This window comes from Acinetobacter sp. WU_MDCI_Abxe161, assembly GCF_025514355.1.
GTDB lineage: Bacteria > Pseudomonadota > Gammaproteobacteria > Pseudomonadales > Moraxellaceae > Acinetobacter > Acinetobacter pittii_E.
The window spans coordinates 42,891-69,236 of record NZ_JAHPTU010000005.1; the positions used below are offsets into that span (position 1 = coordinate 42,891).

Consider the following 26,346-nt stretch of genomic DNA (forward strand, 5'->3'; position numbering starts at 1 on the left):
CTGAGAAAGAGAAAAAATATGGGATACAGTATTCTGATTAGTGGCGCTGCTCAAGGTATTGGGGCTGAAATTGCACGGGTATTCTACAAACAAGGATATAAAGTGGGCATTTATGATATTAATGAATCGCTTGCTCAAGAACTAGCAAATACCTTAGGGCCAAATGCTCGTGCCGGCTACCTAGATGTAAGTGATTACAGCCAGTGGCAACACATATTAAAAGAATTCACCAACTGGGCTGGCGAACTTAATATTTTGGTCAATAATGCCGGTATTTTATATTCTGGAGCATTTGAAACAACTGACATTAAGGCTCATCAAAGAACAATAAATATTAATGTAAATGGTGTCATCAATGGCTGTCATGCTGCTCTACCCTATTTAGAACAAGCGTCTTTTGCACGCGTCATCAACCTTTCTTCGGCCTCTGCAATTTATGGGCAAGCTGATTTGATTTCTTATTCAGCCAGTAAATTTGCAGTTCGCGGAATTACCGAAGGTTTGGATGTCGAATGGAAAAAATATGGTATTCGTGTTTTAGATGTAATGCCGCTATTTGTACAAACCGCAATGGTTAACAATATGGATGCAGGCACCATTCAAAATATGGGAATAGATTTAACCCCAAATGATATTGCTCAGCAGGTGCTTACGCTTGTAGAGAAAAAAGCTCATTTTTGGACACCTACTCACACTCCGGTTGGCATAAAAACCAAACTGCTTTATCAGCTCTCAACATTAAGCCCTCAGTTTTTAAACCGACTTACCAATATTTATTTATCGAGAAAGTAATTTGCAATAAAAAAGGCTGTCATTTGACAGCCTTTTTACTCAATTTATTAAACGCCTTGAATCATACGTCGCGCACTAATAATTCCCGGTTGCTGCTCTAAGCGAGCCAATAAGCGAGAAAGCTGTGCTAAACCTTTAACCTCAATGAGCAACTTCATATTAGCAATACCATCTGCCTCAGAAATTGTATTGACCTGACGAATATTGATCTGGTCAGAGAAAATCACTTGAGTTAGGTCTTTAAGCAGGCCACGACGATCATAAGCTTCCACCACAATCTGAACGCTTTGACCACGTGTTGGCTGCATTTCCCAATCAGCTTCAACAGCACGCTCTGGCTCTTGCTTAATCATACGCTGATAGTCTGAACAAATGACTTTGTGGATGCTAACACCACGATTCAAAGTAATATATCCAGCGATTGATTCACCATGCACCGGTTGACAACATTGAGCAATGTGAAGCTCTACATTATCTAAACCATCAATTAAAATTCCATGTGCTGATAGCGTATGGCTGGCACGCGGATTTAATGTTGGTTTAAGTACTAGCTCAGGCTCATCCTGATCTAGATGCATTTGGCGATTCACCTGATTAATCAAGGCATGTAAGCTAATATCACCACTAACCAGACTCACCAAAATGTCATCGCCCGTTTTCACATTAAAGTGTGACGAATAATCGTTTAAGTCGATACTTTTTGGATGAATCGCTAGACGAGCTAACTCTTTATTAAGGAGTTCTCGGCCTACTTCAAGGTTTTTACTACGGTCTTGCTGTCTAAACCAATGACGCAACTTGTCACGTGCACGAGAGGTTTTAATATAACCTAGAGAGTTCACCAACCAGTCACGGTTTGGTTCACGATCTTTTTTAGTTAAAATTTCAACCTGTTCACCTGTTTTTAAAGTATAGGTAAGTGGCACGTAACGCTGGTTGACACGCGCCGCATAACACTTGTTTCCTACTTCTGTATGCACGTGATAGGCAAAATCTAAAACTGTTGAACCGCGCGGCAATTCTTTAATATCGCCATCACGACTAAAAACATAAATCTTCTCAAAGCCTTCAAAGTCTTGTAACTGTTCAAAGCCTTCTGTTTCATCTTCGTTTTGATGTACTGTCGTATCATTACGTTCTTGATAGTGCTCTAAAACAGCACGCAATGAATGCAAACGATGGTTAAAAGAATGGTCAGTATTCTTTGAACCTTCTTTATAGTTAAAGTGCGAACAAACACCTAACTCTGCTTCATCATGCATTTCATGAGTACGAATTTGTACTTCAAGAGATTTATTTTCAGCAATTACAGCAGTATGTAATGAGCGATAACCATTTGCTTTCGGGTTGGTAATATAGTCATCAAACTGATGCGGAATATGGCGCCAGATTTGATGTACGATACCTAAAGAGTGATAACATTCTGGCACACTATTGACCAATACACGCAAAGCACGAATGTCATAAAGTTGGTCGAAACTCAGGTTTTTGCTCTTCATTTTTCGATAAATCGAATAAATGTGTTTTGCACGACCTGTAATTTCAGCTTCGATGCCGTAAGACGCTAACTCATTTTTCAAACGATCAATAACGAACTGAATATAATGCTCACGCTCTAAACGCTTTTCATTGAGTAATGAAGCAATTTCTTTATAGCGGTCTGGAGCCAAATAACGAAATGCTAGATCTTCAAGTTCCCATTTAAGCTGAGCAATACCGAGTCGATGTGCCAAAGGCGAATAAATAGTAAGAATTTCACGTGCTACACGTTCTTGGCGTTCGCGAGAGGAATTTGCCAACTCTCGTAAAGAATAGGTACGTTCAGCAAGTTTAATTAAAACAACACGAACATCTTCGGTCACTGAAATCAGCATTTTATAAATGCCGCTTAAATGTTCTCGCTGATTATTATTAAAATGATCTTCTAACCGTTTATTTTTCTCAATAAGTTCTGAGAGTTTACCCATCGCCAAAGTACCTTTGACAAGGTTATAAACTTGCTCTCCGAATTTCTGTTTTACTTCTTCTATATCGGTAATGTCTTCACGCACACTACGATAGAGCATTGCTGCCGATAGAGTATCTTCATCTACATGGAGATGCGCCAGAATGTCAGCCATTCCAACGCCTGTAGCGAAAGTATTTGAACGATGATTAACCGTTGAGTCTAACTCTTTTTGCAGGGTTAAATGAGCAACCTGCTCAAGCTGTTCAAGCTTCGCCCCATCTAATATTTCACGCACCCGATCCAACCATGAGGCTAAACCGATTTGCGTTTCGGCGGCATGCTCTACAGTCGTTTCCTCTGACAACTCGGTTAGTTGTTCAGGTAACTGTTCACGTACTGTGACCATACCATTCTCCTCAATATGTAACTCATGTTTTTAATCGTTTATCTCTTGAATTTTTTCAAATAGTGCAATGGATTCAACATGTTCGGTATGTGTAAACATGTCCATCACCGCTGCTTTTTTTAACTGGTAACCATATTGGACCAAAACACCCGCATCCCTTGCCAGTGTAGCTGGATTACATGATACATAAACGATTCTTTTTGCTCCAAAATTTGATACATACTGCATAATTTCATATGCACCAGCACGAGGAGGATCAATCAATAATGCATCAAATCCTTGATTCGCCCAAGAATGATGCGAAAAATCTTTTGTTAAATCTTGTGAAAAGAAGGTCGCCTGCACCAAACTATTGCATTTTGCATTAGCTGTTGCCCGCTCCACCATTTCCTCACTCCCTTCAACACCGACAACCTGCCCACTTTCACCAACACATCGTGCTAACGGAAGTGAGAAATTGCCCAAACCGCAAAATAGATCAAGTACTTTTTCACCTGATTGCAATTGAAGCAATTCACATGCCAATTGAACCATCTGTTCATTTACTGTGGCATTGACCTGAGTAAAATCCAATGGCGAAAAAGCAAAATTTACATTAAATCTTTCTAAGGCATAATGTAAACGTAAAGCACCTTGCTCATCATCAACACGATGAATGCTTTCTGGACCTTTAGGTTGCAAATACAACTGCCAGCCTTTGTGTAACGCAAATTGCTTTAATTGGTTGACATCAGAATTGTTTAATTTTTCTACATGACGAACCAATAAAGAAACTTCATTATCACCTTTTGCTAATTCTACATGACCAATGTGTGCTTTGCCTTTTAGACTTTGGAGTAAAGTACGTAACTCAGGCAGACTATTTGATAAATTTTTATCCAAAACACTACAGCTATGGATCGAAGTTAGACGATTACTATGATGTTCGCGAAATCCCATGATTAACCGATCTGGTTTTGGCAGATAGCGCACGCCTATTCGAGCACGACGACGATAATCACTTTGTAAAGATCGAATCGGTTCTAGCCATTGTTCAGGTTGAATACCTGCAAAATGCTGTAAATGTGACTGGAGTACATTTTGCTTTAAACGAATTTGTTCATCAGGATGGATATGCTGCATGCTACAGCCACCACAAACACCATAATGAGGGCAAATTGCCTCAATACGATGTGCTGAAGGCTCTCCTAACAACTGCAACATCTCTGCCTCTTCAAGGCGCTTCGCTTGATGGGTAATTCGTGCCTTTACAGTTTCTCCGGGCAATGCATAGCGAATAAAAACTTTCTTACCATGCTTATCTGCAGGATGCTCAGGATGAGAACCATAATGCGCAATTCCCCGCCCCTCATGAGAAAGTGTTTCAACCTGAAAAATATATTCGGGCTGTGGGAGGTTGCGAGATTTGGCTTGTTGTTTCAAAGGATGAACCTAAAAATCTGAAGAATTAAAATAGTGAGAAGTAAATTCAGTATGTTTTGAAGTACGTTCCCATACTTCAAGAAAATCAGCCTGCTGAGGGATAGTCTGTAAATATTCAATACTCGAACTGATCCAGTGGTTATGTTCATCTGCATTCAATTGGCCTTTTAGCACTAACCAACGCAAATAAATAAACCACGTATTGAGCACATCCCCTTCACAATAGCTAGTCAATTTTAACCACTGTTGATTACGGACATATTCAGGCACATGATAACCCGACTCACCACGCTTACCCGGCAAACCTAAAATACAGGCAATATCATCAAGCTTTTGAAAATTACGGCCATTAAACATTGCCATCACATCCATTAGATCTATATGACGATGGTGATAACGGTTTTGGTAATTATTAAAACGCTTTTGGCTATCAATTTCACCTTGATCAAATAGACCCGGTGCCGAAAGCCCGTGATACATCGCGCGAAACAGAATGACAGGTAAATCAAATTGTGAGCCATTCCAACTCACTAAAGTCGGATGGCGCTTATCAAAAATAGATAAAAATTTCTGCAAAATTTCGGCTTCAGAATATTGTTCTCGACTAAAAGAAAATAATCTAAAACCAGACTCATCCACCCATAAACCAGAAATACAAACGATTTCATGTAAAGGCAAACGCTGAAAATCCATGCCAGATTCTTGGCGACGGATTTTTGTGAGCGCTTGCTCTACATCGGCTTCAGGTAAATCAAGATGATATAAATGCGCTCCCGCTTTTAAATCAGTTAAAGTTTCAATATCAAAAACTAAGGTAGGGAAACGCATGATTTCTCTCAATTATGAGTTATCGTCCTGTACTGAAAACAGTCCTGTAGATAGGTAGCGGTCACCACGATCACAGATAATGCAAACAATAACAGCATTCGGATTTTCTTCTGCAATTTTTACTGAAGCCCACACTGCCCCACCAGAAGATGTACCTGCACTAATTCCTTCCTGACGTGCTAAACGGCGAGCCGTTTTTTCCGCTTCAATTTGCGGAATATCCATAATTTTATCAACACGCTTTGGATCGAAAATCGTAGGTAAATATTCTTGTGGCCAACGGCGAATACCAGCAATATTTGAACCTTCAGAAGGCTGTAAACCAATAATTTGAATATCGGGGTTTTGTTCTTTTAAATATTTTGAAATTCCCATAATGGTACCAGTTGTACCCATTGAACTCACGAAATGAGTAATCTTCCCACCTGTTTGCTTCCAAATTTCAGGGCCAGTGGTGAGGTAATGAGCTTCGACATTATCTGGATTGCCAAATTGATTAAGGACCAGGCCCAGACCTTCAGCTTGCATTTGCAAAGCCATATCTCGTGCAGCTTCCATATTCGGTGCTTCAATTAATTCTGCGCCATAAGCACGCATTGCATCCTTACGCTCCTGACTTGAATTCCCTGGCATGATTAATTTCATTTTATAGCCACGCATTGCAGCCACCATTGCCAAAGCAATACCCGTGTTTCCACTGGTTGCCTCAATTAAGGTATCTCCTGGCTTAATTTGACCACGTTTTTCTGCCTGCATAATCATGTTATATGCTGGACGGTCTTTTACAGAACCTGCCGGATTATTACCTTCCAATTTTGCTAAAACCGTTGCCTGCGTGTGACACGCCAAGCGCTGCAAACGGACTAGAGGTGTGTTACCTACATAGTGATCTAACAAAAATTCGTCGGCTAAAAAATCAGGTTGTGTATTACTCATGATCAACACCTATATCGAGGTGGGCCTATTGTATGAAAAAATGCTTGGTACTGCACCCATTTCAATATGCTTTTTCATAAAAGCGATTAAAGCTCGGTCATTTATAAAATGCCGTCTGTTTTAAAATAAAGCGTGATAAGATGCCGTACAGAGAGATAAATCTGATGTAGCCATGTCTAATTTCAATAAAACCTTATCTAAACGCTTACGTCTGAATCATGCATATGGGCAATTAATTGCTCTGATTTTTGTGCCTATTATGATTTTAACGTGCGTTGGTGCTTTTCTGGTTTTAACTGAAACCTCACATTCAGTAAAACAACAACAGCTACATCATGCCTCTGCGATCTTAGCTCGCTATAATCAAATCGCGATCGACTTATATAATCTGGTTGAACTAGAGCCCGATGAATATGATCACGCCCAGCACATCATGCAAAGCATGTTTAGTGAGAAAAATCTAAAACGTGCTGCTTTAATTGACAGTAATGGTCAGACCTATTTAAGTATCGGTTATCGCGACAATCGCTACTGGCCGAACTTCAAACAAAACAATAATTTTTTTGGGCCAATCTCTTATAATCACAATAATATTTATGGACAACGGATTAGCGACGCGCCTGGAAAAGCCCCTGTTTGGCTTGTTATTGAAATGGATAATCAGCCACTAGAACTGGCTCGTTACCGTATTCTGATCGCCCTCGTCATTACTGGGTTAATGACCTTACTCTTACTTTTACTTTGTTTGAATTTTTATTCACGTCGCTGGATTGCGCCGATGTATGAAATTCGCATGCAGTTGCAACGTTTAAATGCTGACACACTAGACCAGCACATGGTGATTAATAGTACTGGTGAATTACGCCTATTACAGCGAGATATTGCAAATGTCGTTAAACGATTACACTTTAGCTTTTTAGAGTTAAAAGAACATACTGAACAAACCGAAGAAGATTTACGTAGAACTTTAGATACTTTAGAAGTTCAAAATATTACCTATCGTCAAGCACGTGACCAAGCGATTTCATCGAACCAAGCCAAATCAGTTTTCCTTGCCAATATTAGTCATGAGCTTCGAACCCCTCTAAATAGTATTGATGGCTTTATTCATTTATTACTTCGTCAACAAAACCTAAATAACGAACAAAATCTTTACCTACAAACTATTCGCAAGTCATCAGCCCATTTATTGGCATTAATTAATGATGTATTAGATTTTTCAAAAATTGATGCAGGTAAATTAGAGCTAGAAACAGCACCGTTTGATTTAGAAGAAGCTGTCTTTGATGTCATGGATATGTTGTCTCCACTGGCTGCCCAAAAGCATATTGCTATGGCTTTTTACTATGCCGACAACATTCCACAACAAGTGATTGGTGACGCTTTACGCTTTAAACAAATTCTGACTAACTTGATTTCGAATGCGATTAAGTTCACTCCAGACGGCGAAATTATTGTTCGTGTTCGTATGGAACATGATGATATTGGACAATGCCTACTTCATTTTAGTGTGCAAGACAGTGGTATTGGTTTAAGCGGTACAGACCGTAAAAAACTATTTGAATCATTCTCGCAAGGTGATGCATCCGTTACACGTCAATTTGGCGGTACAGGTTTAGGTCTAGCTATTTCGAAACAGCTTGTTCATCTCATGCATGGTCAAATTGGCTTTGAAGACAACCAAGAACGCGCCCCAACAGAAAAAGGCTCTACGTTCTGGTTTACCGCACAATTTGTGGTAGATGAAGATTACGAGATTGAACATCCACACTTTGAGCATTTACAAGTGGTGTCTTATCTTGCGCACCCTGCTACCGCAAGTGTTTTACGTTACTACCTTGAAAACTACCATGTTCCTCACATCGAGACACAATCGATTCTGGATTTATTTAGTCGCTTAAAACATCTTGATCAAAAAGATAATACATGGCTTATTGTTGACCACAGTGGTGACACTGAAGCCTTATTAAAAGAAATTCGCAGCCGCTATCAAGGTAATTTGGCAGTTTATGGCTATCAAATGACGCTTGAGCCAAATATGCTCAATGAATATCGTGCTCGCCCTCTCTATCAACCATTAAGCCGAAGCGGACTCATTCAATTATTAAATGATCAACCTATTTTTGAAGAGGAACAACAAGACTTTAATGGGCAGGGTTTACACATTCTGGCGGTCGACGATCACTTACCTAACTTAATTGTCTTAGAAGCTCTGCTAGGTGAACTCAACGTTAGAACAACTAAAGCACTCAGCGGCCAAGAAGCCTTAAACCTCATCCAAGAGCGAATCGATCAAAAGCTCAAACCATTTGATTTAGTGTTCATGGATATTCAAATGCCTGTTATGTCAGGTATTGATACCACTCGCGCTATTCGTTCGCTAGAGTCAACTTTAGACGGTGAAATGCAGCTTCCAATTATTGCATTAACAGCCCATGCCCTTGCCGATGAAAAGCAAAAGCTTCTCAAAGTCGGCATGAATGACTATGTCACCAAGCCAATTCAAATGGAACAAATTATCCAGATTTTAACGCAATGGACTAAAAACAACTTTGCGGCAAAAGCACTAGAGAAAGACCATCATGTCGTTGCAGAAGCTTTAGATCCGCAAATTTTAAACTGGCAACAAAGCTTGCAACTTGCAGCAAATAAAGAAGACTTAGCTCAAGACTTACTTAAAATGTTAGTTGATAGCTTCCCAACTGAGCTAGATGAAATGCAGCAGCTCATTGAGCTTGAAGACTTCCCTCAACTTGAGCATGTTTTACATCGTCTTTATGGCGCAACTCGCTATGTAGGTACTCCAAAGCTACAACAAGTGACAGGTGACTTTGAGCAATTTATTTCAACACTACGTAAAGAACGCCGTATAGCAGATGAAGGCTTCATTGAAGAAGTGATGAGACGCTTCGACGAGTTAGGACTTGTTGTAAAAGAAGTAGAAAGTGCAGCCCATCAAATCTTGGTGATTCCTGACTAATCTATCTACAAAACAGGCATGACTGGGCTGTCATGTTTCCAAATTACAGCCATGTTATGCTCCGCTTATCTATAAAAAAAGAAGCGGAAATCTCATGGCACTCTTACGTATTGAAAAGAATAATGGCATTGCAACGGTATATTTAAACCGTCCTGACAAACGCAATGCCATGAGTTTTGCCTTATTAAAAGAACTTGTTTCAACAGCAAAAGCCATTAAAAAGGACCGTAATATTCGCTGTGTGATTTTAACAGGTGAAGCACAAGTTTTTAGCGCCGGAATTGATTTATCCGACCTAAACAATCCAAAAAATTCTGCTTTTGCCATTTGGGAGCTTGTAAAACCGGGCCAAAGCCTATTCCAAAAAGCATTTCTTATTTGGCAAAATTTACCTGTACCTGTGATTGCAGCATTAGAAGGTTATTGTTTTGGCGCAGGCATGCAACTTGCCTTAGCAGCCGACATTCGAATTTCTCACCCTGACACTAAAATGTCGATTATGGAAAGTCGTTGGGGCTTAGTTCCAGATATGGGACTTACTCGTTCATTGAAAGGTTTAATTGGCGTTGACCTTGCAAAAGAACTCACCTTAACCGCTCGTGTTTTCGATGGAAATTATGCAAAAGAAATTGGTCTTGTCACTCATTTAAGTGACTCTCCACTAGAGAAAGCACATAAAATTGCAGCTGAAATGTTACAGCGCTCACCAGATGCGCTCACTGCGGCAAAACGTGTACTTGATGCGATGGAGCACCAACCAGAAAAATCATTACGTTTAGAAAAAATCTGGCAACTTAAATTATTACTTGGTAAAAATAGCAAACTTGCTCGTAAAAAAGACAAACATCCGGAAGTTAATTTTTTACCACGCCAATATAAATAAAGAGCTTAGATTATGAATTTTGATCGCAACACCCCTATTGCTTTTTTAGGCATAGGGTTGATGGGAAGCCGCATGGCAACCCGTCTTATTCAGGCAGGTTTTCAAGTTGCTGTTTGGAACCGAACCTCTTCTGCATGTGAAGAACTGATTGATATCGGCGCACAGCCTTTAGATCTTATAAATATTGGCGAATATCCTGTTATTTTAACTTGTCTCGCAGATGACAAAGCCGCACAAAGTGTATTTGAGCAAATTCAACCTCACTTAAAAGCTAAACAGATGATTGTTGATTTCTCAAGCTTATCTGTTGCTGTAACAAAAACACTTGCTCAAGAGGCTGCCAAGCATGACGTTACTTGGATTGATTCTCCTGTGTCGGGGGGAACAGCTGGGGCGGAACAAGGCACACTTGTCATTTTTGCAGGCGGTGATGCTCAAACAATTACAGAGTTAACGCCTATTTATAATGTTCTATCTCAACGTGTAACACGCATGGGAGACACAGGAACTGGTCAAGCCACCAAAATTTGTAACCAACTCATCGTCGCAGCCAACAGCGCGCTTATTGCAGAGGCTGTCGCGCTTGCAGACCGAGCGGGTGTAGATACAACTTTACTCGCTCCAGCCTTAGCAGGCGGATTTGCAGACTCTAAACCCTTTCAAATTCTAACCCCACGCATGGCAACGCATACATTTGAGCCTATTCAGTGGAAAGTTCAAACATTATCTAAGGATCTTAACAACGCAGTAACATTGGCTAACAATGTTAATTTAGACATCCCCGTTGCACAAAAAGCTCTATTACAGCTACAAACTCACCAAAAAAATGGCTTTGCCGAGAAAGATTTAGCTACTATGATTCAATTGGTAGAGCAAAAATAAACGGAGTTTGAGTATGGGTCGTCTTGCAGTCAATTTATCCATGATTTTTACCGAAGTTCCTTTAATTGAACGCTTCGCTCTGGCTCATGCACAGGGCTTTGAATATGTAGAAATTCAATTCCCCTATGAATTGACGATTGAAGATATTCAAACTCAACTCGAACGCTACAATCTCAGCCTTTGCTTAATTAATGTACCTGCTGGTGATCTTATGCAAGGAGGGAATGGTTTAGCAGGCATACCCGGCCAAGAAGCGGCTTTTCATGAAGCATTAGAATTGGCTATTCGCTATGCCACCGCTTTAAACGTTCCTCGTGTTAATATTTTAGCGGGTAAACAACCGCTTGATGCAGACTTGCTTCCTTGTTTAAAAACATTAGCAGCTAATCTAAAACTTGCCTGCAATTTACTCGGTGAACACGGTATAGAGCCTGTTTTCGAAATGATTAACGGCACTGATATGCCACGCTTTTTAGTGCAAAACATTGCACAAGCACAAGAGATGCTAGAAGCGGTCAACCACCCTGCTCTCAAAATGCAGTATGACTGCTATCACATGGCAATGATGGGTGAAGATGTGCTTGAAGGTTTACAAGAGAATATTAACTTAATTGGACATATTCAATTTGCAGACTGCCCAGGCCGCCATGAACCTGATACAGCTCAAATCCCATATGAACAAATTTTTTCTTGGTTAAAGCAAAGCTCATATCAGAACTATATTGCAGCAGAATATAAACCTGAGAATGGTTCAAATCAGTCGTTTACATGGAAGAAAAAATACTTTTCTGATGATGTAAATATATAAACTGTTACGACTTCTGTTTGAAATTTAGCGCGAAAACCACTATATTAGAGAGTGAGTAATTGTCAGGAAAATATACCCTATATGAATTTAGAACCATCGCCCAGCGTGTCTAATTCTCACGATTTCGCAATGAATACCTCAAATAAAGACGTACAAGCTTGTCTCAAAGTCGTCCACGACGCTTTAGTTGATGTAAAAGCAAAAGATATTCTCCAGTTAGATGTTAGCTCAATTAGCAATGTCGCTGATGCTATTGTAATTGCAAGTGGTACTTCTACTCGCCATGTCAAAGCACTTGCTGACAATGTTGCAGAAGAAGCTCGAAAAGCCGGTTTCCGCCCGATTGGCGTTGAAGGTGAACGAGATGCAGAATGGATCTTAATTGATCTCGGCTTTGTTGTAGTACATGTAATGTTACCAACAGCTCGTAAATTCTATGATTTAGAAAGCTTATGGCGTACCGCTCCAGAGTCGGTTGCTTAAAATTTTGCTTTTAAAAAAAGCGGCTCTTTTGAGCCGCTTTTTTATTTCTCTAATAACAATTTAGACCCTTAAAAAAAACCCACCTTTACCCTTAAGAAAACCAATCATCACTTACAACTAAATTTGACATGACAAATTGTCAGTTTTACCGCACTATACAAATTCTTAAAGTTCTCACCAATAAATAGCATAACTGGAGTACAGAAAGTGAAGATATTAATTACGGGCGCCAACACAGGGATTGGTTTTGCCACAGCAGAACAACTTGTTAAACAAGGGCAACATGTGATTTTGGCATGTCGAAATCCTCAAAAAGCGCAAGAGGCACAAAATAAACTAAGCTCACTCGACCAAGGACAAGTCGATGTCGTTTCTCTCGACCTAAATAGTCTTGAATTAACTAGAAAAGCTGCCGATGAAATTGCTGATCGCTATGGCAGCCTTGACGTCCTCATTAATAATGCAGGCTTATTTTCCAAAACAAAACAACTAACCACAGAGGGTTTTGAGCAACAATTTGGGGTTAATTATCTAGGTCATTTCTTACTCACTCAAAAATTAATTCCAGTTTTACAGCAATCTCCTAAAGCACGCATTATCCATCTTGCATCTATTGCTCACTGGGTGGGCTCAATTAAACCCAATAAATTTCGTGCAGAAGGTTTTTACAACCCCCTGTTCTATTATGGGCAATCAAAACTTGCAAATTTACTGTTTAGCAATGCATTAGCAGAACAACTCGCAGGAAGTTCAATTACCAATAATGCATTGCACCCTGGCGGTGTTGCTTCTGATATTTATCGTGAATTACCAAAACCAGTTTATGCAGCGATGAAATTAGGCTTGGTTCCAACCTCAGTTCCAACAAAGCTCATTACAGAAATGGCAACTGGAGATGCATGGCAAAACCGCAACGGCGAATATGTTAGTGCACATATGCCAGACTGGAAATCCTCACATGCTAAAAATCAGCAACTGGCACGTGACCTGTATCAACAGTCTATGGATCTTGTAGAAAAATTTCTTTAAAAATAAAGCCAAATAAAAAACCACCCGAAGGTGGTTTTTTATTTCAAAGCAACTTAGTGGCCTGTACCGTTAATTGCTTTCGTCATATCTTCAACAACTTTCTTGGCATCACCAAAGATCATCATTGTTTTTTCGTTATAGAACAAATCATTGTCTAGGCCAGCATAACCTGTTGCCATAGAACGTTTAATCACCATGATTGTACGTGCTTTATGAGCTTCAAGAATCGGCATACCATAAATAGGCGAGCTTGGATCATCTTTTGCAGCAGGGTTAACAACGTCGTTTGCACCAATAACAAGTACTACGTCAGTTGCAGGGAAGTCTGAATTAATCTCGTCCATTTCCAAGATGTCTTCATATGCCACATCTGCTTCAGCAAGCAATACGTTCATATGACCAGGCATACGACCTGCAACCGGATGGATGGCGAAACGAACGCGAACACCTTGCTCTTTTAGAATTTCACATAATTCTTTTACAGCATTTTGTGCACGACCTTGCGCCATACCATAACCCGGTACAATCACAACGCTGTCAGCATTTGACATTAAGAAGCCAGCATCATCAGCAGAACCTGAACGGTGGTTACGTTGAACTTGTTCACCTTTATCTGCAGATGCAACTGCCGCACCGCCCATTGCCCCACCAAACAATACATTGATGATTGAACGGTTCATTGCTTTACACATGATGTACGACAGAATCGCACCAGATGAACCCACGAGAGAACCCGCAACGATCAACATGTTGTTTTCAAGTGTAAAACCAATACCTGCCGCAGCCCAACCAGAGAATGAGTTAAGAAGCGACACCACCACAGGCATATCACCACCGCCTACTGGCGCAATCCAAACCCAACCAAATGCAAGCGCAAGAGCTGTCATTGCCCAGAATGCAGTCATGTTGCCAGTCGTGAAGAAATAGAAACCACAAGCCAACATCGCAATAAAGATAAGCGCTTGAACAGGTTTAACCCATGCACCAGAAATTGTTTTAGCCCATTTTTTCGCAGCCAATTTACCGTATGCAAATACAGATGCAGTAAAGGTAATCGCACCTACGAAACAGCCAACAAACAATTCAAACAAGTGAACCTTGCTCATGTGTGCATGTTGCACGCCAGCTGCTGTTAAAGCCGCTTCATTTTGAGCGAATAGCTCAGTAAGTTGGTTGTTATGTAAAATTGCAGCAATCGCAATGAGAACAGCAGCCAAACCAACCAATGAGTGCATAAGCGCAACAGTTTCTGGCATTTGCGTCATTGGTACGGTACGAGCACGTGCAATACCTACGATTGCACCGAGCACCATTGCACCAACAATCATCCAGATCACTGGATTATTAGCAACAAAGAAAGTCGTTACAACTGCAATCGCCATCGCGATCATACCGTAACGGTTACCTTGAATTGCTGTTTTAGGGCCAGACAAGCCACGAAGCGTCAAGATAAAGAGGATTGCGCCAACAAGGTATAACCAGTTTGCATTTGCTTGAATAAATTCCATGTCAAAGCCCTCTTATTTCTTTTGCTTAGGCTTGAACATTTCCAGCATGCGTGCAGTTACTGCGAAGCCACCGAAAATATTAATGCTTGCCAAAAATACTGCAATCGCACCGAGTACGCTTACCACATTCACACTTTGAAATGCAACGTTAGCATCTACACCTAAAACTGGCAGACCCACAGTTTGCAACATCGCACCCACCACAATAATAGATGACAACGCATTGGTTACTGCCATAAGTGGCGTATGTAAAGCTGGCGTAACGCCCCAAACCACGTAATAACCTACGAAGATGGCAAGGACGAAAATTGTAATAGTTTCAACCATGAGAAATCTCCTTAACCACGCTTAAGCAGTACTTGACCGCCATGAGTGACCAATAGGGCTTTTTGGATCTCGTCTTCTTGATTAATCGCAAAGTTTTTCTCTTTGTCGAATAAAGTCTCTACGAAATTAAAAACGTTACGCGCATACAATGCAGAAGCTTCTGTTGCTACAGTTGCCGGAATATTTGGAACACCCAAAATTTTCACGCCATTTTCAGTAAATACAGTCTCACCCACTTTAGAGCCTTCAACGTTACCACCAGTTTCAACTGCCATATCTAAAATGACAGAGCCCGGTTTCATCTTGGCAACAGTTTCAGCTTTAATCAGACGTGGCGCATCACGACCTGGTAGCAATGCAGTAGTAATCACGATGTCTGCATTAGAAACAGCTTTATCTACAATCGCAGCCTGGTCTTTGATGTACTGCTCACCCGGCATCCACCCATAACCATTTTTAGCGGCATCCGCTGCACGTTGTTGCTCTTCTTCAGACATTGGTACGTCTAACCACTTACCACCTAAAGACTCAACTTGATCTTTTGCTGTAGGACGCAAGTCAGTCGCTTCAACAATTGCACCTAAACGTTTTGCAGTTGCAATCGCCTGTAGACCGGCAACACCAACACCCATGATTACAACACGTGCAGGTTTTACAGTACCCGCAGCAGTCATAAGCATTGGGAACATGCGTTGATATTCAGCAGCAGCAAGTAAAACTGATTTATAACCAGCCAAGTTTGCTTGAGAAGACAACACATCCATGTTTTGTGCACGAGAAAGCGTACGAGGAAGCAGTTCTAGAGCAAAAGCAGACACTTGTTGATTCGCAAACTGATCTAGCTCGGTATTACGATAAGGATCAAACATTGCTACAACAGCGGTATTTGCTGCAAGTTTCTGAATTTCCCCGCCCTGTGGAGCGCGAACTTTCAAAATAATTTGACTACCCGTATAGGCATCATCCGTAATGGTTGCACCGACCTGTTCATAAGCACTGTCAATGTACGCAGCCTTTACACCAGCACCACGTTCAATCACAACGCTATGACCAGCGCTAATCAACTTCTTTACTGTCTCTGGCGTAGCAGCTACACGATTTTCACCGACGACAGTTTCGGTTGGGATTCCGATCTGCATGAGCGTTCCTCAAGCTAATTTCTCATTGTCAAAAACATTGCAAGCTGCAATGTTTCCCCCATGTGTATTCTTTGTACAGAATTTGGATTCTAATTGAACTTTTTTAAAATACCACCCAATATTTATTTAATAAATACCCATATTTTGAACTGATGATTCACGATATTTGATTTGAGGTGTAACATAGGAAGATTTTTCTTTTTTTACAGACAATAGTCTCTCTTATACAGTCCTGTATATGAAAATTTCTTTATCATCGTTTCAAATCGGGTCTTTTTTTGCGCTTTGCTCTGCGTTTTTATTCAGTACCAAAGCAATCTTTATTAAACAGACTTATGCCCTTTCTCCATTAGTCGACGGTACAGTCCTGATGGCTTTACGCATGTTAAGCGCTTTACCGTTCTTTCTATTAATTTGCTGGTTTAACAGGCATCATAATCAGGGCATAAAAAAGAAGGATTGGCTAATTTTAATTTTTGCCGGTCTATTAGGCTACTACTTTGCAAGTTGGCTCGATTTCATGGGTCTTATGTTTATTAGTGCCTCTCTAGAACGAATTATTCTATTTTTATACCCTACTCTCACCGTCATTGTTTCGAGTCTACTCTACAAACAAAAATTAGATGTAAAAAGTTTATTTGCCATTTTTCTTAGTTATGGTGGAACGGTGCTGGTTATGCTTCAGGAGCACAACAACGCACCAATTCAGGGCAACTTCTGGTTAGGAACAAGTTTTGTATTTGCAAGTGCTGTGGCTTTCGCCGGCTATTTATTACTAACACCCCCTCTCATTAAGAAATTTGGTTCTTGGAATTTCACAGGGTTAGCTCTAACTGTGGCTTGTGTCGGCACATTAACTCACTATATATTAAGCACACCTCATCCTATTCAACTTTTATTCCAGCTCCCCTCTAGCGTGATTTGGTATGGGATTGGCTTAGGCTTTTTAGTTACCGTATTACCCACCGTTATGCTCATGCAAAGCATTGAACGGTTAGGAGCCTCTCAATCAGCAATGATCGCTTCGATTGGACCAGTTTTAACAATTTTACTTGCCGTGGCTTTTTTAAATGAACACCTAAATATATGGCAATGGGTCGGCTGCCTACTGAATATTGTAGGTGTAATGATGATTACATTAAGAAAGAAAAGACTGAAACATTAAATTCTCTTGACCTCAACTTAAGTTGAGGTTGGATACTCATCTAAATTTTAATGAACGGTTGAGTTCCCATGAGTCAAGAAGCTTTTAAAATCATAAATCCATCAACGTTATATAACCCAACGCCAAACGCTTATAGTCATGTTGCTGTAGTGGAAAGTTTTAAGAATATTATTCATGTGGCTGGTCAAGGCGGCGAAAATTCCAAAGGGGAATTAAGCTCAAATTTTGAAGAACAAGCGAACCAAGTTTTTGATAATATTCAACATGCTTTAAAAGCCGCCAATGCAGAGCTTAACAACATTGCCGTGTTAAGAGTTTTAGTTGTTGACCATTCGGTCGAAAAACATCAAATTTTGATTAAAATTATGCAAAATTTATGGAAAAATCATCCTTTTCCTGCCTGTACACTCATTCCTGTGCCACGCCTTGCACTAGAACATATGCTCATTGAAATTGAAGCAACGGCATACACCCAATAAAACTGAGAGAACATCATGTCTACCCCTGAAGATATCAGTCAAAATAAACCTTTGCTTTGGTTGATGGCAGCAGCATGTGGCTTATGTGCAGGTGTGAATTATTATTGTCAGCCGCTGATTCACTCTATTCAGCAAGATTTTGCTGTAACTCAAGCACAAGCCGCTTTAACAGTGACATTTGCTCAGGTGTCTTATGCCCTCGGCTTACTCTTTATTGTTCCGATGGGTGATATTGTTAATAAAGCTAAAGCTATTCCGTTTTTGATGGTGCTTTGCGCAATTGGCCTATTTACATCTGCTTTTGCTGTTAACTTGCCCATGCTATGGATTGGTACAATTTTAGCGGGCTTGTTTTCTGTTGCAGCTCAAGTGCTTATTCCACTTGCCACAATGACCGTAAAACCTGAAAAAACAGGCGAAATTATTGGTTTTTTAATGAGTGGCTTATTGGTCGGGATTTTACTCTCAACCAGTCTGGCAGGCTTATTTTCCAACCTTTTTCATTGGAAAGTAGTTTATGTAGTCAGTGGTGTGTTAATGCTTCTGTTGGCCTACACCTTAAAAAGTCGCCTGCCTTATGTCATGCGCATGAAAATGAACTATGGGCAAATCTTTGTTTCCATGGCTCAGCTTTTAAAAGAGGAAAAGCGACTATTATTAAGAGCACTTACAGGGGCTTTCGCCTTTGCAGCAGTGAGTATTCTATATTCCACCATCGCGTTACTTCTCACCTCGGCACATCATTTACCTGATCTATTTATCGGACTAGTCCCGTTAGTCGGTATCTTTGGTGCTTTATCTACACGTTATATTGGTAAATATGCCGACCAAGGATATACACGCCTCCTCACTTGGATGGGCTGTGGGCTGTTTTTGGTAAGTTGGATTTGTTTCTATTTCGGACAAACTCTACTTTCAGCTTATGTTATTGGTTTTGCTCTAATTCAATTGGCACTTGCGCTGGTACACACCAGTAACCAGAGCATTATTTTCCGTTTACGTCCCGATGCCAAATCTCGTATCAATGCTATTTATATGACCACTTACTTTATTGGTGGTGCTGGTGGTTCGGCATTAGGGATTTTTGCATGGAATCGTGGTGGATGGACCATGACTTGTCTTGCAGGTGTTGGACTCGTTGTATTTTGTATTTTATTTAGCGTGATTGATGCTTTCTTACAAAAAAAAGCAAATGCCTTAGCTATAAAGTAATTTGTTAAAAATCATCTTTCTATATTTAACACGAGGGTGGTTATAAATTACTCGGTTAAAAGCCACTGTCGATTCAGGGCCAAACCCCGTATAATGCTGCCCTTTCATTAATTTAGCGACTTTTGGGTCTATTGGTTATGCAATCACTTCAATCGTTACAACCTCGTATTTCTGTCGCGCCTATGATGGACTGGACTACAAAGGATTACCGATTCTTTGCACGGTTGTTTAACCCAAACGTTGTGCTCTATACCGAAATGGTCACTACAGGCGCAATTCTATTTGGCGATGCTAAACGCCATTTGGACTACAACGCACAAGAACATCCGATCGTATTACAACTTGGTGGTTCAAATCCCGAAGAACTTGCAACCTGCACAAAAATGGCAGAAGACTGGGGTTACGATGAAGTTAACCTCAACGTAGGCTGCCCAAGTGACCGGGTACAAAACAATAAAATCGGCGCATGTTTAATGGCAGAGCCAGACTTGGTTGCTGAATGCATTCATACCATGCAAAAGGCAGTAAAGATTCCAGTAACAGTAAAGCATCGTATCGGTATTGATGACATGCAGTCTTACGAAGAAATGCTACATTTCGTAGATACTGTCGCGGCAACAGGTTGTACTTATTTCGTTGTACATGCCCGTATTGCTATTTTGAAAGGTTTATCTCCGAAAGAAAACCGAGAAGTACCACCTTTACGCTATGAAGATGTATATCGTTTAAAGCAAGAGCGCCCACATCTCACCATTGAAATTAATGGTGGAATTAAAACGTTTGCCGAAACTCAAAAACATTTACAGCATGTTGATGGTGTCATGATTGGCCGTGAAGCCTACCATAACCCTTACCTACTTGCTGAGCTCGGCCAACTTTGGAATTTAGAAGCACCAGATCGATTCGATATTATGGAACAAATGCTGCCTTATATTGAACAACGTATGGCTGAAGGTGCCCCTCTTTCAATCATTACACGTCATATTTTAGGTTTATTCCAAAACTTGCCGGGCGCTCGTAAATGGCGTCAAGCGCTAAGTGGCGGAAATGCAAAAACTTTAGCTGACGTTGAAAATGCGATTCAAAACATGCAAGCAGCCATGATTCGTACTGAAGAATATTTAAAAGAGCAGCAAGTTTAAGTGGGTGGTGACTTCTTAAATTGTAAGAAAATGTGGCATTTTAAATCAGCGACTTAGATTTTGAGTATATTCGCAAATGTTGAAGCAAAATATTCAAATTTAAGTTCTGATTTATTATTTATTCATAATAATATCAATAATTTAAGTTTTACTATTTTTAATAAACCTTTTGATGAGCATCTTTTCATTTCAAAGCACACGCCTCTGGAAAAAAGATACGTTATTACATAACATAAACAAAACTTTTAAGGTACGCCTATTAGTATCTCTGAACGCCACAGGTAGGTGGTGATTTTTTTAATATGGACATGGGTAGCACGATAGAGATTTCACGATGATTATTTATGACGGACAAGTAGCTGATAATTACATGTATCAGGATTCAAATCAGGCAGCCATTGTTGTATCGCACAGCACACCAAGCCTCCCTTATCCTTTCACCATGAAACCCAATAATCATCAAACTCAAACCTCAACTAACCCTCCCATTGATGTAGAAAAGTTCGTAGAAAAATTAGAAAGTATTACATCTAGACGCAGTAAAGCGAGATGCGCACGCAGTATCCGTCTTGCGCTCGAATCTGCTGGTGCCGATGTTGAAAACCATCCAATTGCAGCCTCAGATTGGGGCGACACCCTTAAAAAGATTGGCTATAAGGAAATTGATCCAGCCTTCGACGAACCTCAGGAAGGTGACATTTACATCATTCACCGAACCCGCAACCATGTTTATGGACATATCGCTGGGTATACAGGAAGTGAGTGGGTTTCTGACTTCAAACAAAGTAGTTATGATGTCTATAAAGACGATAATGTTACTTATACTTATTATAGATTAGCTGCCTAATCAATTTCCTAAAATTGAAAAACTTGATGGATGCGTTCGGCACAATGCTGAATTATTTCATCATGATCTTTTCTATAGACTAAAACCACTTCCGAAAGTGATAGCTGATCAGTTAAAGGCAATAGTTTTACCTGAGCAGGCAAGATTTGCTGAAATTCTTTAGGCACAATACTTACACCTAAATTTGCAGCCACAAGTTGCAACTGTGAAATCTTACGTGACTGAATTGGAGCTTTTTGTGGAGTAAATCCTGCGGCTAAACATAAATTTGAAACTAAATAGCTTAATCCACCTCTTTTAGAATGTGGTGTAGAAACAAAGTATTCCTCTTTTAAATCTTTGACTTCCAACTTCTCTTTATTTGCAAATTTAGTATGATCAATATGCACAGCCACCATTAAAGGTTCTTCATATAATTTAATAACATTGACGTCATCTAATGTATGCCGAACTGGTGGTCTAATTAAACCAATATCAATCTCCCCATTCAGTAAAGCCAAAACCTGATGCTCAGATGACAACGTATTTATCTCAAAGTTAATTTTTTGCTTTAAGCTAATTTCTTTTAATATTTGAACCTTTTTAGCATCCATAACAATACTGCTCGAGTGAGCAATTTTAATCTGGCGATTTTTTCCTTCTGCAATATTCTTAGAAACGCCAATAATCTCATTTAAATAATGCATATTATCTTTTATTTTTTTATAGAAGACCTCTCCCGCTGTCGTCAGTTTCACTTTCTTATCAGTACGATCAAATAATTTAAAGTCAATTTCTTCTTCTAATAATTTAATTTGCCGACTTAAAGCAGACTGAGCTATGAATAGCTTTTCAGAAGCCGCGGTAAAGCTTCCTTCTTCAACGATTTTTATAAAATATTGGAATTGTTTTAATGTGAGCATTTCTATCTCAAAATTAGATCATTAGGTCTATTTTCTATATTAGATTAGATAGATTGTCTTCGCTAGAATTTTATCAAGACCATTCACTTGATTGAATTATTCATGAAGTATTTAAAAGGTTTAGCCATCTTCACCGTTGTTATTCTAATTTTATGGTGCTTTAAATTTTATGATCAACAGCTCCCAACACAGCCCCAACACGACAACATAGAGTTATATGATTAAATAAATTTTAACTTTACTCAAAAAAACAAAAGGCATGCACTCACATAAGCGCATGCCTCTTCAATATTTAAATTATGCTTTCTTTAAATCGAGTTTCTTCAAAACTTCAGCTACAGCAATCATCGCAAAGCTTGACGTTACCACTACCGCTGAACCATATCCACCACAGCGCAACCCTGCCGATGGGCAGACATCTGCACTAGAAAATGGGTTATCGATTGAGTAAATACAGGTAATTCCAAATTTCTCTTTTGGCTTTTTACAAATACCTCGAGCACGAAGCTGACTACGGAGCTTCGCTAACATCGGGTCCTGTTCTGTTTTTGATAAATCAGCCACACGGATTTTAAGGGGATCGAGTTTACCACCTGCTCCACCCGAAACAATCAAAGGAATTTTATTAAAACGACAATGAAGCATTAAAGCCAATTTCGCTTTAACGTCATCAATACAGTCCAAGATAATATCAGGTACAGGATTTAAAATTTCGGTGACATTCTCAGGGGTTAAGAAGTCATCAATAATATTGACTTTAATACGTGGGTTAATTTGGCGACAACGCTCCGCCATAATCTCAACTTTTTCACAACCCAGTGTTGATGTCATTGCAGGTAATTGACGGTTCACATTTGATGCTGCAACCACATCCATATCGACTAATGTAATCTCACCAATACCCGTGCGTGCCAAAGCTTCTACCGCCCAACTACCAACACCACCAATCCCAATCACCATCACATGACTTTTTTCATAGTGCTGGAACGATGAATCACCATAAACTTTCGCTACACCTGCAAAACGGCGGTCATATTCATCTTGTTGAAGATCGGTCATTGCTACTCTTTGGGGATATAAAACACGGTGGCTATTTTACTGCTTTTCAAAACCAAATTGCTACTTTGTACTAGATAGCTATCTGATTGGTGCCAAAGCCATTCACAGCCTGTCGAGCATTAACAAGATACTGTTTTTGCAAAACATAAGATATTAATCAGTATTGAACAGGTTCTGTGAATGGCAATGGTTTTGCCTACTTTTGCCGAAACAAAAGTAGGGTTATGAGCTACTACCATTAGAATTTTTTACGATAAGACTCTGCCGTGATAATTCTTCCAATACCAACCAATACAAATATTGATTGGTATTAATCTCAAAATAACATTAACCAACAATCAAATTCCGCAGTACATAATGCAAAATACCACCCGCCTTAAAGTACTCAACCTCATTTAACGTATCAATTCGACATAACACATTAAAGTGGCTGGCTACTCCATTTGGCCCTTTTACATCAACTTCAAGAATTTGATGAGGTTCAATCCCATCTGATAAACCTCGAATTGATATCACCTCATGACCAGTTAAGTTGAGTGATTGCCGCGTTTGCCCATCAATAAACTGTAATGGCAACACGCCCATACCCACCAAGTTTGAACGGTGAATACGTTCAAAGCTCTCGGCAATCACTGCTTTTACGCCTAATAAGTTTGTTCCCTTAGCAGCCCAGTCACGTGAAGAACCTGTTCCGTATTCTTTACCAGCAATAATCACAAGCGGTGTGTGTTCTTGTTGGTAACGCATCGCCGCATCATAAATGGCAAGCTTCTCACCACTTGGCACATGAATAGTATTACCACCCTCTTCACCACCAAGCATCTCGTTTTTAATACGAATGTTGGCAAAGGTTCCGCGCATCATGACTTCATGATTACCACGTCGTGAACCATAGGAGTTAAAGTCTTTTGGCTCAACACCTTGCTCTTGTAAATATCGGCCTGCCGGACTGTCTTTTTTAATATTGCCTGCCGGTGAAATATGGTCAGTCGTTACCGAGTCACCGAGCACTGCCAAAACACGTGCCTGTTCAATATTTTTAATTGGTTTTGGTGGTTCGCCAATACCCTCAAAGAACGGTGGATGACGAATATAAGTCGAATCATCCGCCCATTCGTAAGTTTTACTTTTCGGGATCTGGATCGCTTGCCAGCTTTCATCACCATCAAATACCGCAGCATATTCTTTATGGAACATCTCTGTATTTACTTTCTGTAAGACAGCATCAATTTCCGCCTGACTTGGCCAGATATCTTTTAAATAAACAGGTTGCCCATCTTTACCTTGCCCTATAGGTTGCGTAGTCAAATCGGTACGGATATTACCCACTAAACCATAAGCGACGACCAAAGGTGGCGAAGCAAGCCAGTTTGTTTTAACCAATGGGTGTACGCGTCCTTCAAAGTTACGGTTACCAGAAAGTACAGATGCAACATTCAAATCATGGCATTGAATTGCGTCTTCAACTGGTTCAGGTAATGGACCTGAGTTACCAATACAGGTTGTACAACCATATCCCACCAAGTTATAGCCCAACTCATCTAAATATGGGGTAAGGCCTGCAGCTAATAAATAATCTGTAACGACCTTAGAACCCGGTGCAAGAGAGCTTTTCACCCATGGTTTCCGTTGCAAACCTTTTTCAATGGCTTTTTTAGCAAGTAATCCAGCCGCCAGCATTACACTCGGGTTAGAAGTATTGGTACAAGATGTGATGGCCGAAATAACAACATCACCATGATTTAATGGATAAGTTTGTCCTTCAATCACGCAAGAAGGACTTTCATGTTGAATATTTGCTTTTTTTGCCTCGACAGCAGTACCGCCACCGCCTTCATTTTCCAAACGTTCTTTGGCTTCTTTGGCCGGTTTTAAAGTTAACTCCATGAGCGCATTAAACGTTTTTGGTACTTCTGATAAAAGCACTCGGTCTTGTGGGCGTTTTGGACCTGCCAAACTTGCCTGAACTGTACTCATATCTAGACTTAAAGTATCTGTAAAAACAGGTTCATCACCAGCATTTCGCCATAAGCCTTGTGCTTTGCTATACGCTTCAACCAATGCAATACGATCACTTTGACGACCAGTTAATTTTAAATAACCTAATGTCACTTCATCAATTGGGAAGAAACCACAAGTCGCACCATACTCTGGTGCCATGTTGGCAATAGTTGCACGGTCAGCAAGTGGTAAATCAGCTAAGCCGTCTCCATAGAACTCTACAAATTTACCCACGACACCTTTTTGACGAAGCATTTGAGTAATAGTCAGCACCAAGTCAGTTGCCGTAATGCCTTCTGGTAGTTTTCCTGTGAGCTTAAAACCAATGACTTCAGGAATCAGCATCGAGATAGGTTGGCCCAGCATAGCTGCTTCAGCCTCAATTCCTCCTACACCCCAACCTAATACACCTAAACCATTAATCATGGTGGTATGTGAGTCTGTACCCACTAAAGTATCTGGAAAAGCAAAAGTCTGGCCGTTATCCTCGCCTAACCACACTGCTTGTGCCAAATATTCTAAATTGACCTGATGGCAAATCCCCGTACCTGGTGGCACTACACTAAAGTTATTAAATGCAGACTGTCCCCAACGTAAAAACTGATATCGCTCACCATTACGCTGCATCTCGATTTGTACGTTTTCTTCAAATGCCTGATCATCAGCAAAATAGTCGACCATCACCGAGTGATCGATCACCAAATCAACAGGAGATAATGGGTTAATTTTTTCAGGGTCACCGCCCGCTTGTGCCATCGCTGCTCGCATTGCAGCTAAGTCAACAACCGCAGGAACACCCGTAAAATCTTGCATTAAAACCCGCGCAGGTCGATATTGAATTTCCTGATCTGAGGTGCGGGTTTTTAGCCATTCTGCTAAAGCATGGATGTGTTCAGTTTTAACGCTGTGCTGATCTTCAAACCGTAATAAGTTTTCCAATAATACCTTTAAAGATTTCGGCAGTTTGGCAATATCCCCTAGCGTTTTCTCTGCTTGGGCTAAGCTAAAAATCTGATAATTGCTGGAACCTACTGTTAGCGTCTGTAAAGCATTAAAACTATTGATATTGCTATACTTAGCCATTGGGTTATCCTCCCATGTCTGGCAATGTTATTTTTCACGTTTTTACATGTTGTTTTCTTACTTTAAGCTTCTTTTTTAATCGCTG

Annotated in this window: 23 protein-coding genes; 13 read left to right on the top strand and 10 right to left on the bottom strand. The window is 40.2% G+C overall.

The genetic code is table 11. The features are described 5' to 3' along the window. Positions 1–18 precede the first annotated feature (18 nt). Positions 19–792: an SDR family oxidoreductase gene (locus KTI78_RS07125; protein ID WP_262445642.1), complete on the top strand. Its 774-nt coding sequence runs from the start codon at positions 19–21 to the stop codon at positions 790–792. A gap of 47 nt (positions 793–839) precedes the next feature. Here the strand turns inward: KTI78_RS07125 and KTI78_RS07130 are convergent, their stop codons facing one another. The 4 genes from KTI78_RS07130 to cysM are packed head-to-tail and all read right to left on the bottom strand — an operon-like array spanning position 840 to position 6,332. Beyond that, entirely contained in the window at positions 840–3,146 is a 2,307-nt protein-coding gene (locus KTI78_RS07130; protein ID WP_016142186.1) for a RelA/SpoT family protein, read from the bottom strand. A gap of 30 nt (positions 3,147–3,176) precedes the next feature. After that, on the bottom strand, positions 3,177–4,568 hold the full coding sequence (gene rlmD / locus KTI78_RS07135; RefSeq protein ID WP_262445643.1) for a 23S rRNA (uracil(1939)-C(5))-methyltransferase RlmD: 1,392 nt from the start codon (positions 4,566–4,568) through the stop codon (positions 3,177–3,179). 9 nt (positions 4,569–4,577) lie between these two features. After that, positions 4,578–5,396, bottom strand: a complete 819-nt coding sequence (locus KTI78_RS07140; RefSeq protein ID WP_002117219.1) for a 3'-5' exonuclease — start codon at positions 5,394–5,396, stop codon at positions 4,578–4,580. Between the two features lie 12 nt (positions 5,397–5,408). Next, positions 5,409–6,332, bottom strand: a complete 924-nt coding sequence (gene cysM, locus KTI78_RS07145; RefSeq protein ID WP_262445644.1) for a cysteine synthase CysM — start codon at positions 6,330–6,332, stop codon at positions 5,409–5,411. Positions 6,333–6,504: 172 nt separating this feature from the next. On the opposite strand from cysM, the gene KTI78_RS07150 reads away from it, so the two are divergent. The 6 genes from KTI78_RS07150 (at position 6,505) to KTI78_RS07175 (ending at position 13,397) form a co-directional block, all read left to right on the top strand. Beyond that, positions 6,505–9,312 (top strand): ATP-binding protein, encoded by a 2,808-nt coding sequence (locus tag KTI78_RS07150; RefSeq protein WP_239974802.1) that lies wholly within the window; start codon positions 6,505–6,507, stop codon positions 9,310–9,312. Positions 9,313–9,406: 94 nt separating this feature from the next. Further along, entirely contained in the window at positions 9,407–10,195 is a 789-nt protein-coding gene (locus KTI78_RS07155; protein ID WP_262445645.1) for a crotonase/enoyl-CoA hydratase family protein, read from the top strand. 12 nt (positions 10,196–10,207) lie between these two features. Further along, positions 10,208–11,077, top strand: coding sequence for an NAD(P)-dependent oxidoreductase (locus tag KTI78_RS07160; RefSeq protein ID WP_262445646.1), 870 nt, complete (start codon positions 10,208–10,210; stop codon positions 11,075–11,077). A gap of 13 nt (positions 11,078–11,090) precedes the next feature. Next, the gene (locus KTI78_RS07165) at positions 11,091–11,885 is read left to right on the top strand and encodes a hydroxypyruvate isomerase family protein (RefSeq protein WP_262445647.1); all 795 of its coding nucleotides are present in this window, start codon (positions 11,091–11,093) and stop codon (positions 11,883–11,885) included. Between the two features lie 81 nt (positions 11,886–11,966). Further along, the gene (rsfS, locus tag KTI78_RS07170) at positions 11,967–12,368 is read left to right on the top strand and encodes a ribosome silencing factor (RefSeq protein ID WP_001047580.1); all 402 of its coding nucleotides are present in this window, start codon (positions 11,967–11,969) and stop codon (positions 12,366–12,368) included. A gap of 207 nt (positions 12,369–12,575) precedes the next feature. Next, the gene (locus KTI78_RS07175; RefSeq protein WP_262445648.1) at positions 12,576–13,397 is read left to right on the top strand and encodes an SDR family NAD(P)-dependent oxidoreductase; all 822 of its coding nucleotides are present in this window, start codon (positions 12,576–12,578) and stop codon (positions 13,395–13,397) included. Positions 13,398–13,450: 53 nt separating this feature from the next. On the opposite strand, the gene KTI78_RS07180 is transcribed toward KTI78_RS07175, so the two are convergent. The 3 genes from KTI78_RS07180 to KTI78_RS07190 are packed head-to-tail and all read right to left on the bottom strand — an operon-like array spanning position 13,451 to position 16,371. Beyond that, complete coding sequence (locus KTI78_RS07180; RefSeq protein WP_016144344.1) at positions 13,451–14,905, bottom strand: NAD(P)(+) transhydrogenase (Re/Si-specific) subunit beta; 1,455 nt, start codon at positions 14,903–14,905, stop codon at positions 13,451–13,453. Positions 14,906–14,917: 12 nt separating this feature from the next. Next, positions 14,918–15,232: a proton-translocating transhydrogenase family protein gene (locus KTI78_RS07185; RefSeq protein ID WP_000230434.1), complete on the bottom strand. Its 315-nt coding sequence runs from the start codon at positions 15,230–15,232 to the stop codon at positions 14,918–14,920. 11 nt (positions 15,233–15,243) lie between these two features. Next, positions 15,244–16,371, bottom strand: coding sequence for a Re/Si-specific NAD(P)(+) transhydrogenase subunit alpha (locus KTI78_RS07190; protein WP_002117245.1), 1,128 nt, complete (start codon positions 16,369–16,371; stop codon positions 15,244–15,246). A 238-nt stretch (positions 16,372–16,609) separates the two neighbouring features. On the opposite strand from KTI78_RS07190, the gene KTI78_RS07195 reads away from it, so the two are divergent. The 5 genes from KTI78_RS07195 (at position 16,610) to KTI78_RS07215 (ending at position 21,216) form a co-directional block, all read left to right on the top strand. Then, positions 16,610–17,536 carry a DMT family transporter gene (locus tag KTI78_RS07195; RefSeq protein WP_262445649.1) on the top strand — a complete coding sequence of 309 codons (927 nt, stop codon included), beginning with the start codon at positions 16,610–16,612 and terminating at the stop codon, positions 17,534–17,536. A gap of 68 nt (positions 17,537–17,604) precedes the next feature. After that, complete coding sequence (locus KTI78_RS07200) at positions 17,605–18,015, top strand: RidA family protein (RefSeq protein WP_262445650.1); 411 nt, start codon at positions 17,605–17,607, stop codon at positions 18,013–18,015. Between the two features lie 15 nt (positions 18,016–18,030). Next, positions 18,031–19,227 carry an MFS transporter gene (locus KTI78_RS07205; protein ID WP_262445651.1) on the top strand — a complete coding sequence of 399 codons (1,197 nt, stop codon included), beginning with the start codon at positions 18,031–18,033 and terminating at the stop codon, positions 19,225–19,227. A gap of 137 nt (positions 19,228–19,364) precedes the next feature. Beyond that, positions 19,365–20,369: a tRNA dihydrouridine(20/20a) synthase DusA gene (gene dusA / locus KTI78_RS07210; RefSeq protein WP_262445652.1), complete on the top strand. Its 1,005-nt coding sequence runs from the start codon at positions 19,365–19,367 to the stop codon at positions 20,367–20,369. Positions 20,370–20,703: 334 nt separating this feature from the next. Continuing rightward, positions 20,704–21,216, top strand: coding sequence for a hypothetical protein (locus KTI78_RS07215; protein WP_016142201.1), 513 nt, complete (start codon positions 20,704–20,706; stop codon positions 21,214–21,216). 8 nt (positions 21,217–21,224) lie between these two features. Here KTI78_RS07215 and KTI78_RS07220 read toward each other — a convergent pair whose 3' ends face one another. Beyond that, positions 21,225–22,124, bottom strand: a complete 900-nt coding sequence (locus KTI78_RS07220) for a LysR family transcriptional regulator (RefSeq protein WP_262445763.1) — start codon at positions 22,122–22,124, stop codon at positions 21,225–21,227. Between the two features lie 96 nt (positions 22,125–22,220). Between KTI78_RS07220 and KTI78_RS07225 the strand changes: the two genes are divergently transcribed. Next, entirely contained in the window at positions 22,221–22,343 is a 123-nt protein-coding gene (locus KTI78_RS07225) for a hypothetical protein (RefSeq protein WP_262445653.1), read from the top strand. A 72-nt stretch (positions 22,344–22,415) separates the two neighbouring features. Here the strand turns inward: KTI78_RS07225 and KTI78_RS07230 are convergent, their stop codons facing one another. Next, positions 22,416–23,177, bottom strand: coding sequence for a ThiF family adenylyltransferase (locus KTI78_RS07230; RefSeq protein WP_224992277.1), 762 nt, complete (start codon positions 23,175–23,177; stop codon positions 22,416–22,418). 327 nt (positions 23,178–23,504) lie between these two features. Continuing rightward, entirely contained in the window at positions 23,505–26,261 is a 2,757-nt protein-coding gene (acnA, locus tag KTI78_RS07235; protein WP_262445654.1) for an aconitate hydratase AcnA, read from the bottom strand. Between the last annotated feature and the right edge of the window lie 85 nt (positions 26,262–26,346).

Bases quoted from the DNA above. Each gene is read 5' to 3' on its own strand.
- cysM (WP_262445644.1), bottom strand. From the start codon at position 6,332: ATGAGTAATACACAACCTGATTTTTTAGCCGACGAATTTTTGTTAGAT.
- KTI78_RS07155 (WP_262445645.1), top strand. From the start codon at position 9,407: ATGGCACTCTTACGTATTGAAAAGAATAATGGCATTGCAACGGTATAT.
- rsfS (WP_001047580.1), top strand. From the start codon at position 11,967: ATGAATTTAGAACCATCGCCCAGCGTGTCTAATTCTCACGATTTCGCA.
- KTI78_RS07130 (WP_016142186.1), bottom strand. From the start codon at position 3,146: ATGGTCACAGTACGTGAACAGTTACCTGAACAACTAACCGAGTTGTCA.
- KTI78_RS07195 (WP_262445649.1), top strand. From the start codon at position 16,610: ATGAAAATTTCTTTATCATCGTTTCAAATCGGGTCTTTTTTTGCGCTT.
- KTI78_RS07185 (WP_000230434.1), bottom strand. From the start codon at position 15,232: ATGGTTGAAACTATTACAATTTTCGTCCTTGCCATCTTCGTAGGTTAT.
- KTI78_RS07190 (WP_002117245.1), bottom strand. From the start codon at position 16,371: ATGCAGATCGGAATCCCAACCGAAACTGTCGTCGGTGAAAATCGTGTA.
- dusA (WP_262445652.1), top strand. From the start codon at position 19,365: ATGCAATCACTTCAATCGTTACAACCTCGTATTTCTGTCGCGCCTATG.
- KTI78_RS07140 (WP_002117219.1), bottom strand. From the start codon at position 5,396: ATGCGTTTCCCTACCTTAGTTTTTGATATTGAAACTTTAACTGATTTA.
- KTI78_RS07225 (WP_262445653.1), top strand. From the start codon at position 22,221: ATGAAGTATTTAAAAGGTTTAGCCATCTTCACCGTTGTTATTCTAATT.
- KTI78_RS07215 (WP_016142201.1), top strand. From the start codon at position 20,704: ATGATTATTTATGACGGACAAGTAGCTGATAATTACATGTATCAGGAT.
- KTI78_RS07180 (WP_016144344.1), bottom strand. From the start codon at position 14,905: ATGGAATTTATTCAAGCAAATGCAAACTGGTTATACCTTGTTGGCGCA.
- KTI78_RS07165 (WP_262445647.1), top strand. From the start codon at position 11,091: ATGGGTCGTCTTGCAGTCAATTTATCCATGATTTTTACCGAAGTTCCT.
- KTI78_RS07200 (WP_262445650.1), top strand. From the start codon at position 17,605: ATGAGTCAAGAAGCTTTTAAAATCATAAATCCATCAACGTTATATAAC.
- KTI78_RS07205 (WP_262445651.1), top strand. From the start codon at position 18,031: ATGTCTACCCCTGAAGATATCAGTCAAAATAAACCTTTGCTTTGGTTG.
- KTI78_RS07160 (WP_262445646.1), top strand. From the start codon at position 10,208: ATGAATTTTGATCGCAACACCCCTATTGCTTTTTTAGGCATAGGGTTG.
- KTI78_RS07150 (WP_239974802.1), top strand. From the start codon at position 6,505: ATGTCTAATTTCAATAAAACCTTATCTAAACGCTTACGTCTGAATCAT.
- acnA (WP_262445654.1), bottom strand. From the start codon at position 26,261: ATGGCTAAGTATAGCAATATCAATAGTTTTAATGCTTTACAGACGCTA.
- KTI78_RS07125 (WP_262445642.1), top strand. From the start codon at position 19: ATGGGATACAGTATTCTGATTAGTGGCGCTGCTCAAGGTATTGGGGCT.
- KTI78_RS07230 (WP_224992277.1), bottom strand. From the start codon at position 23,177: ATGACCGATCTTCAACAAGATGAATATGACCGCCGTTTTGCAGGTGTA.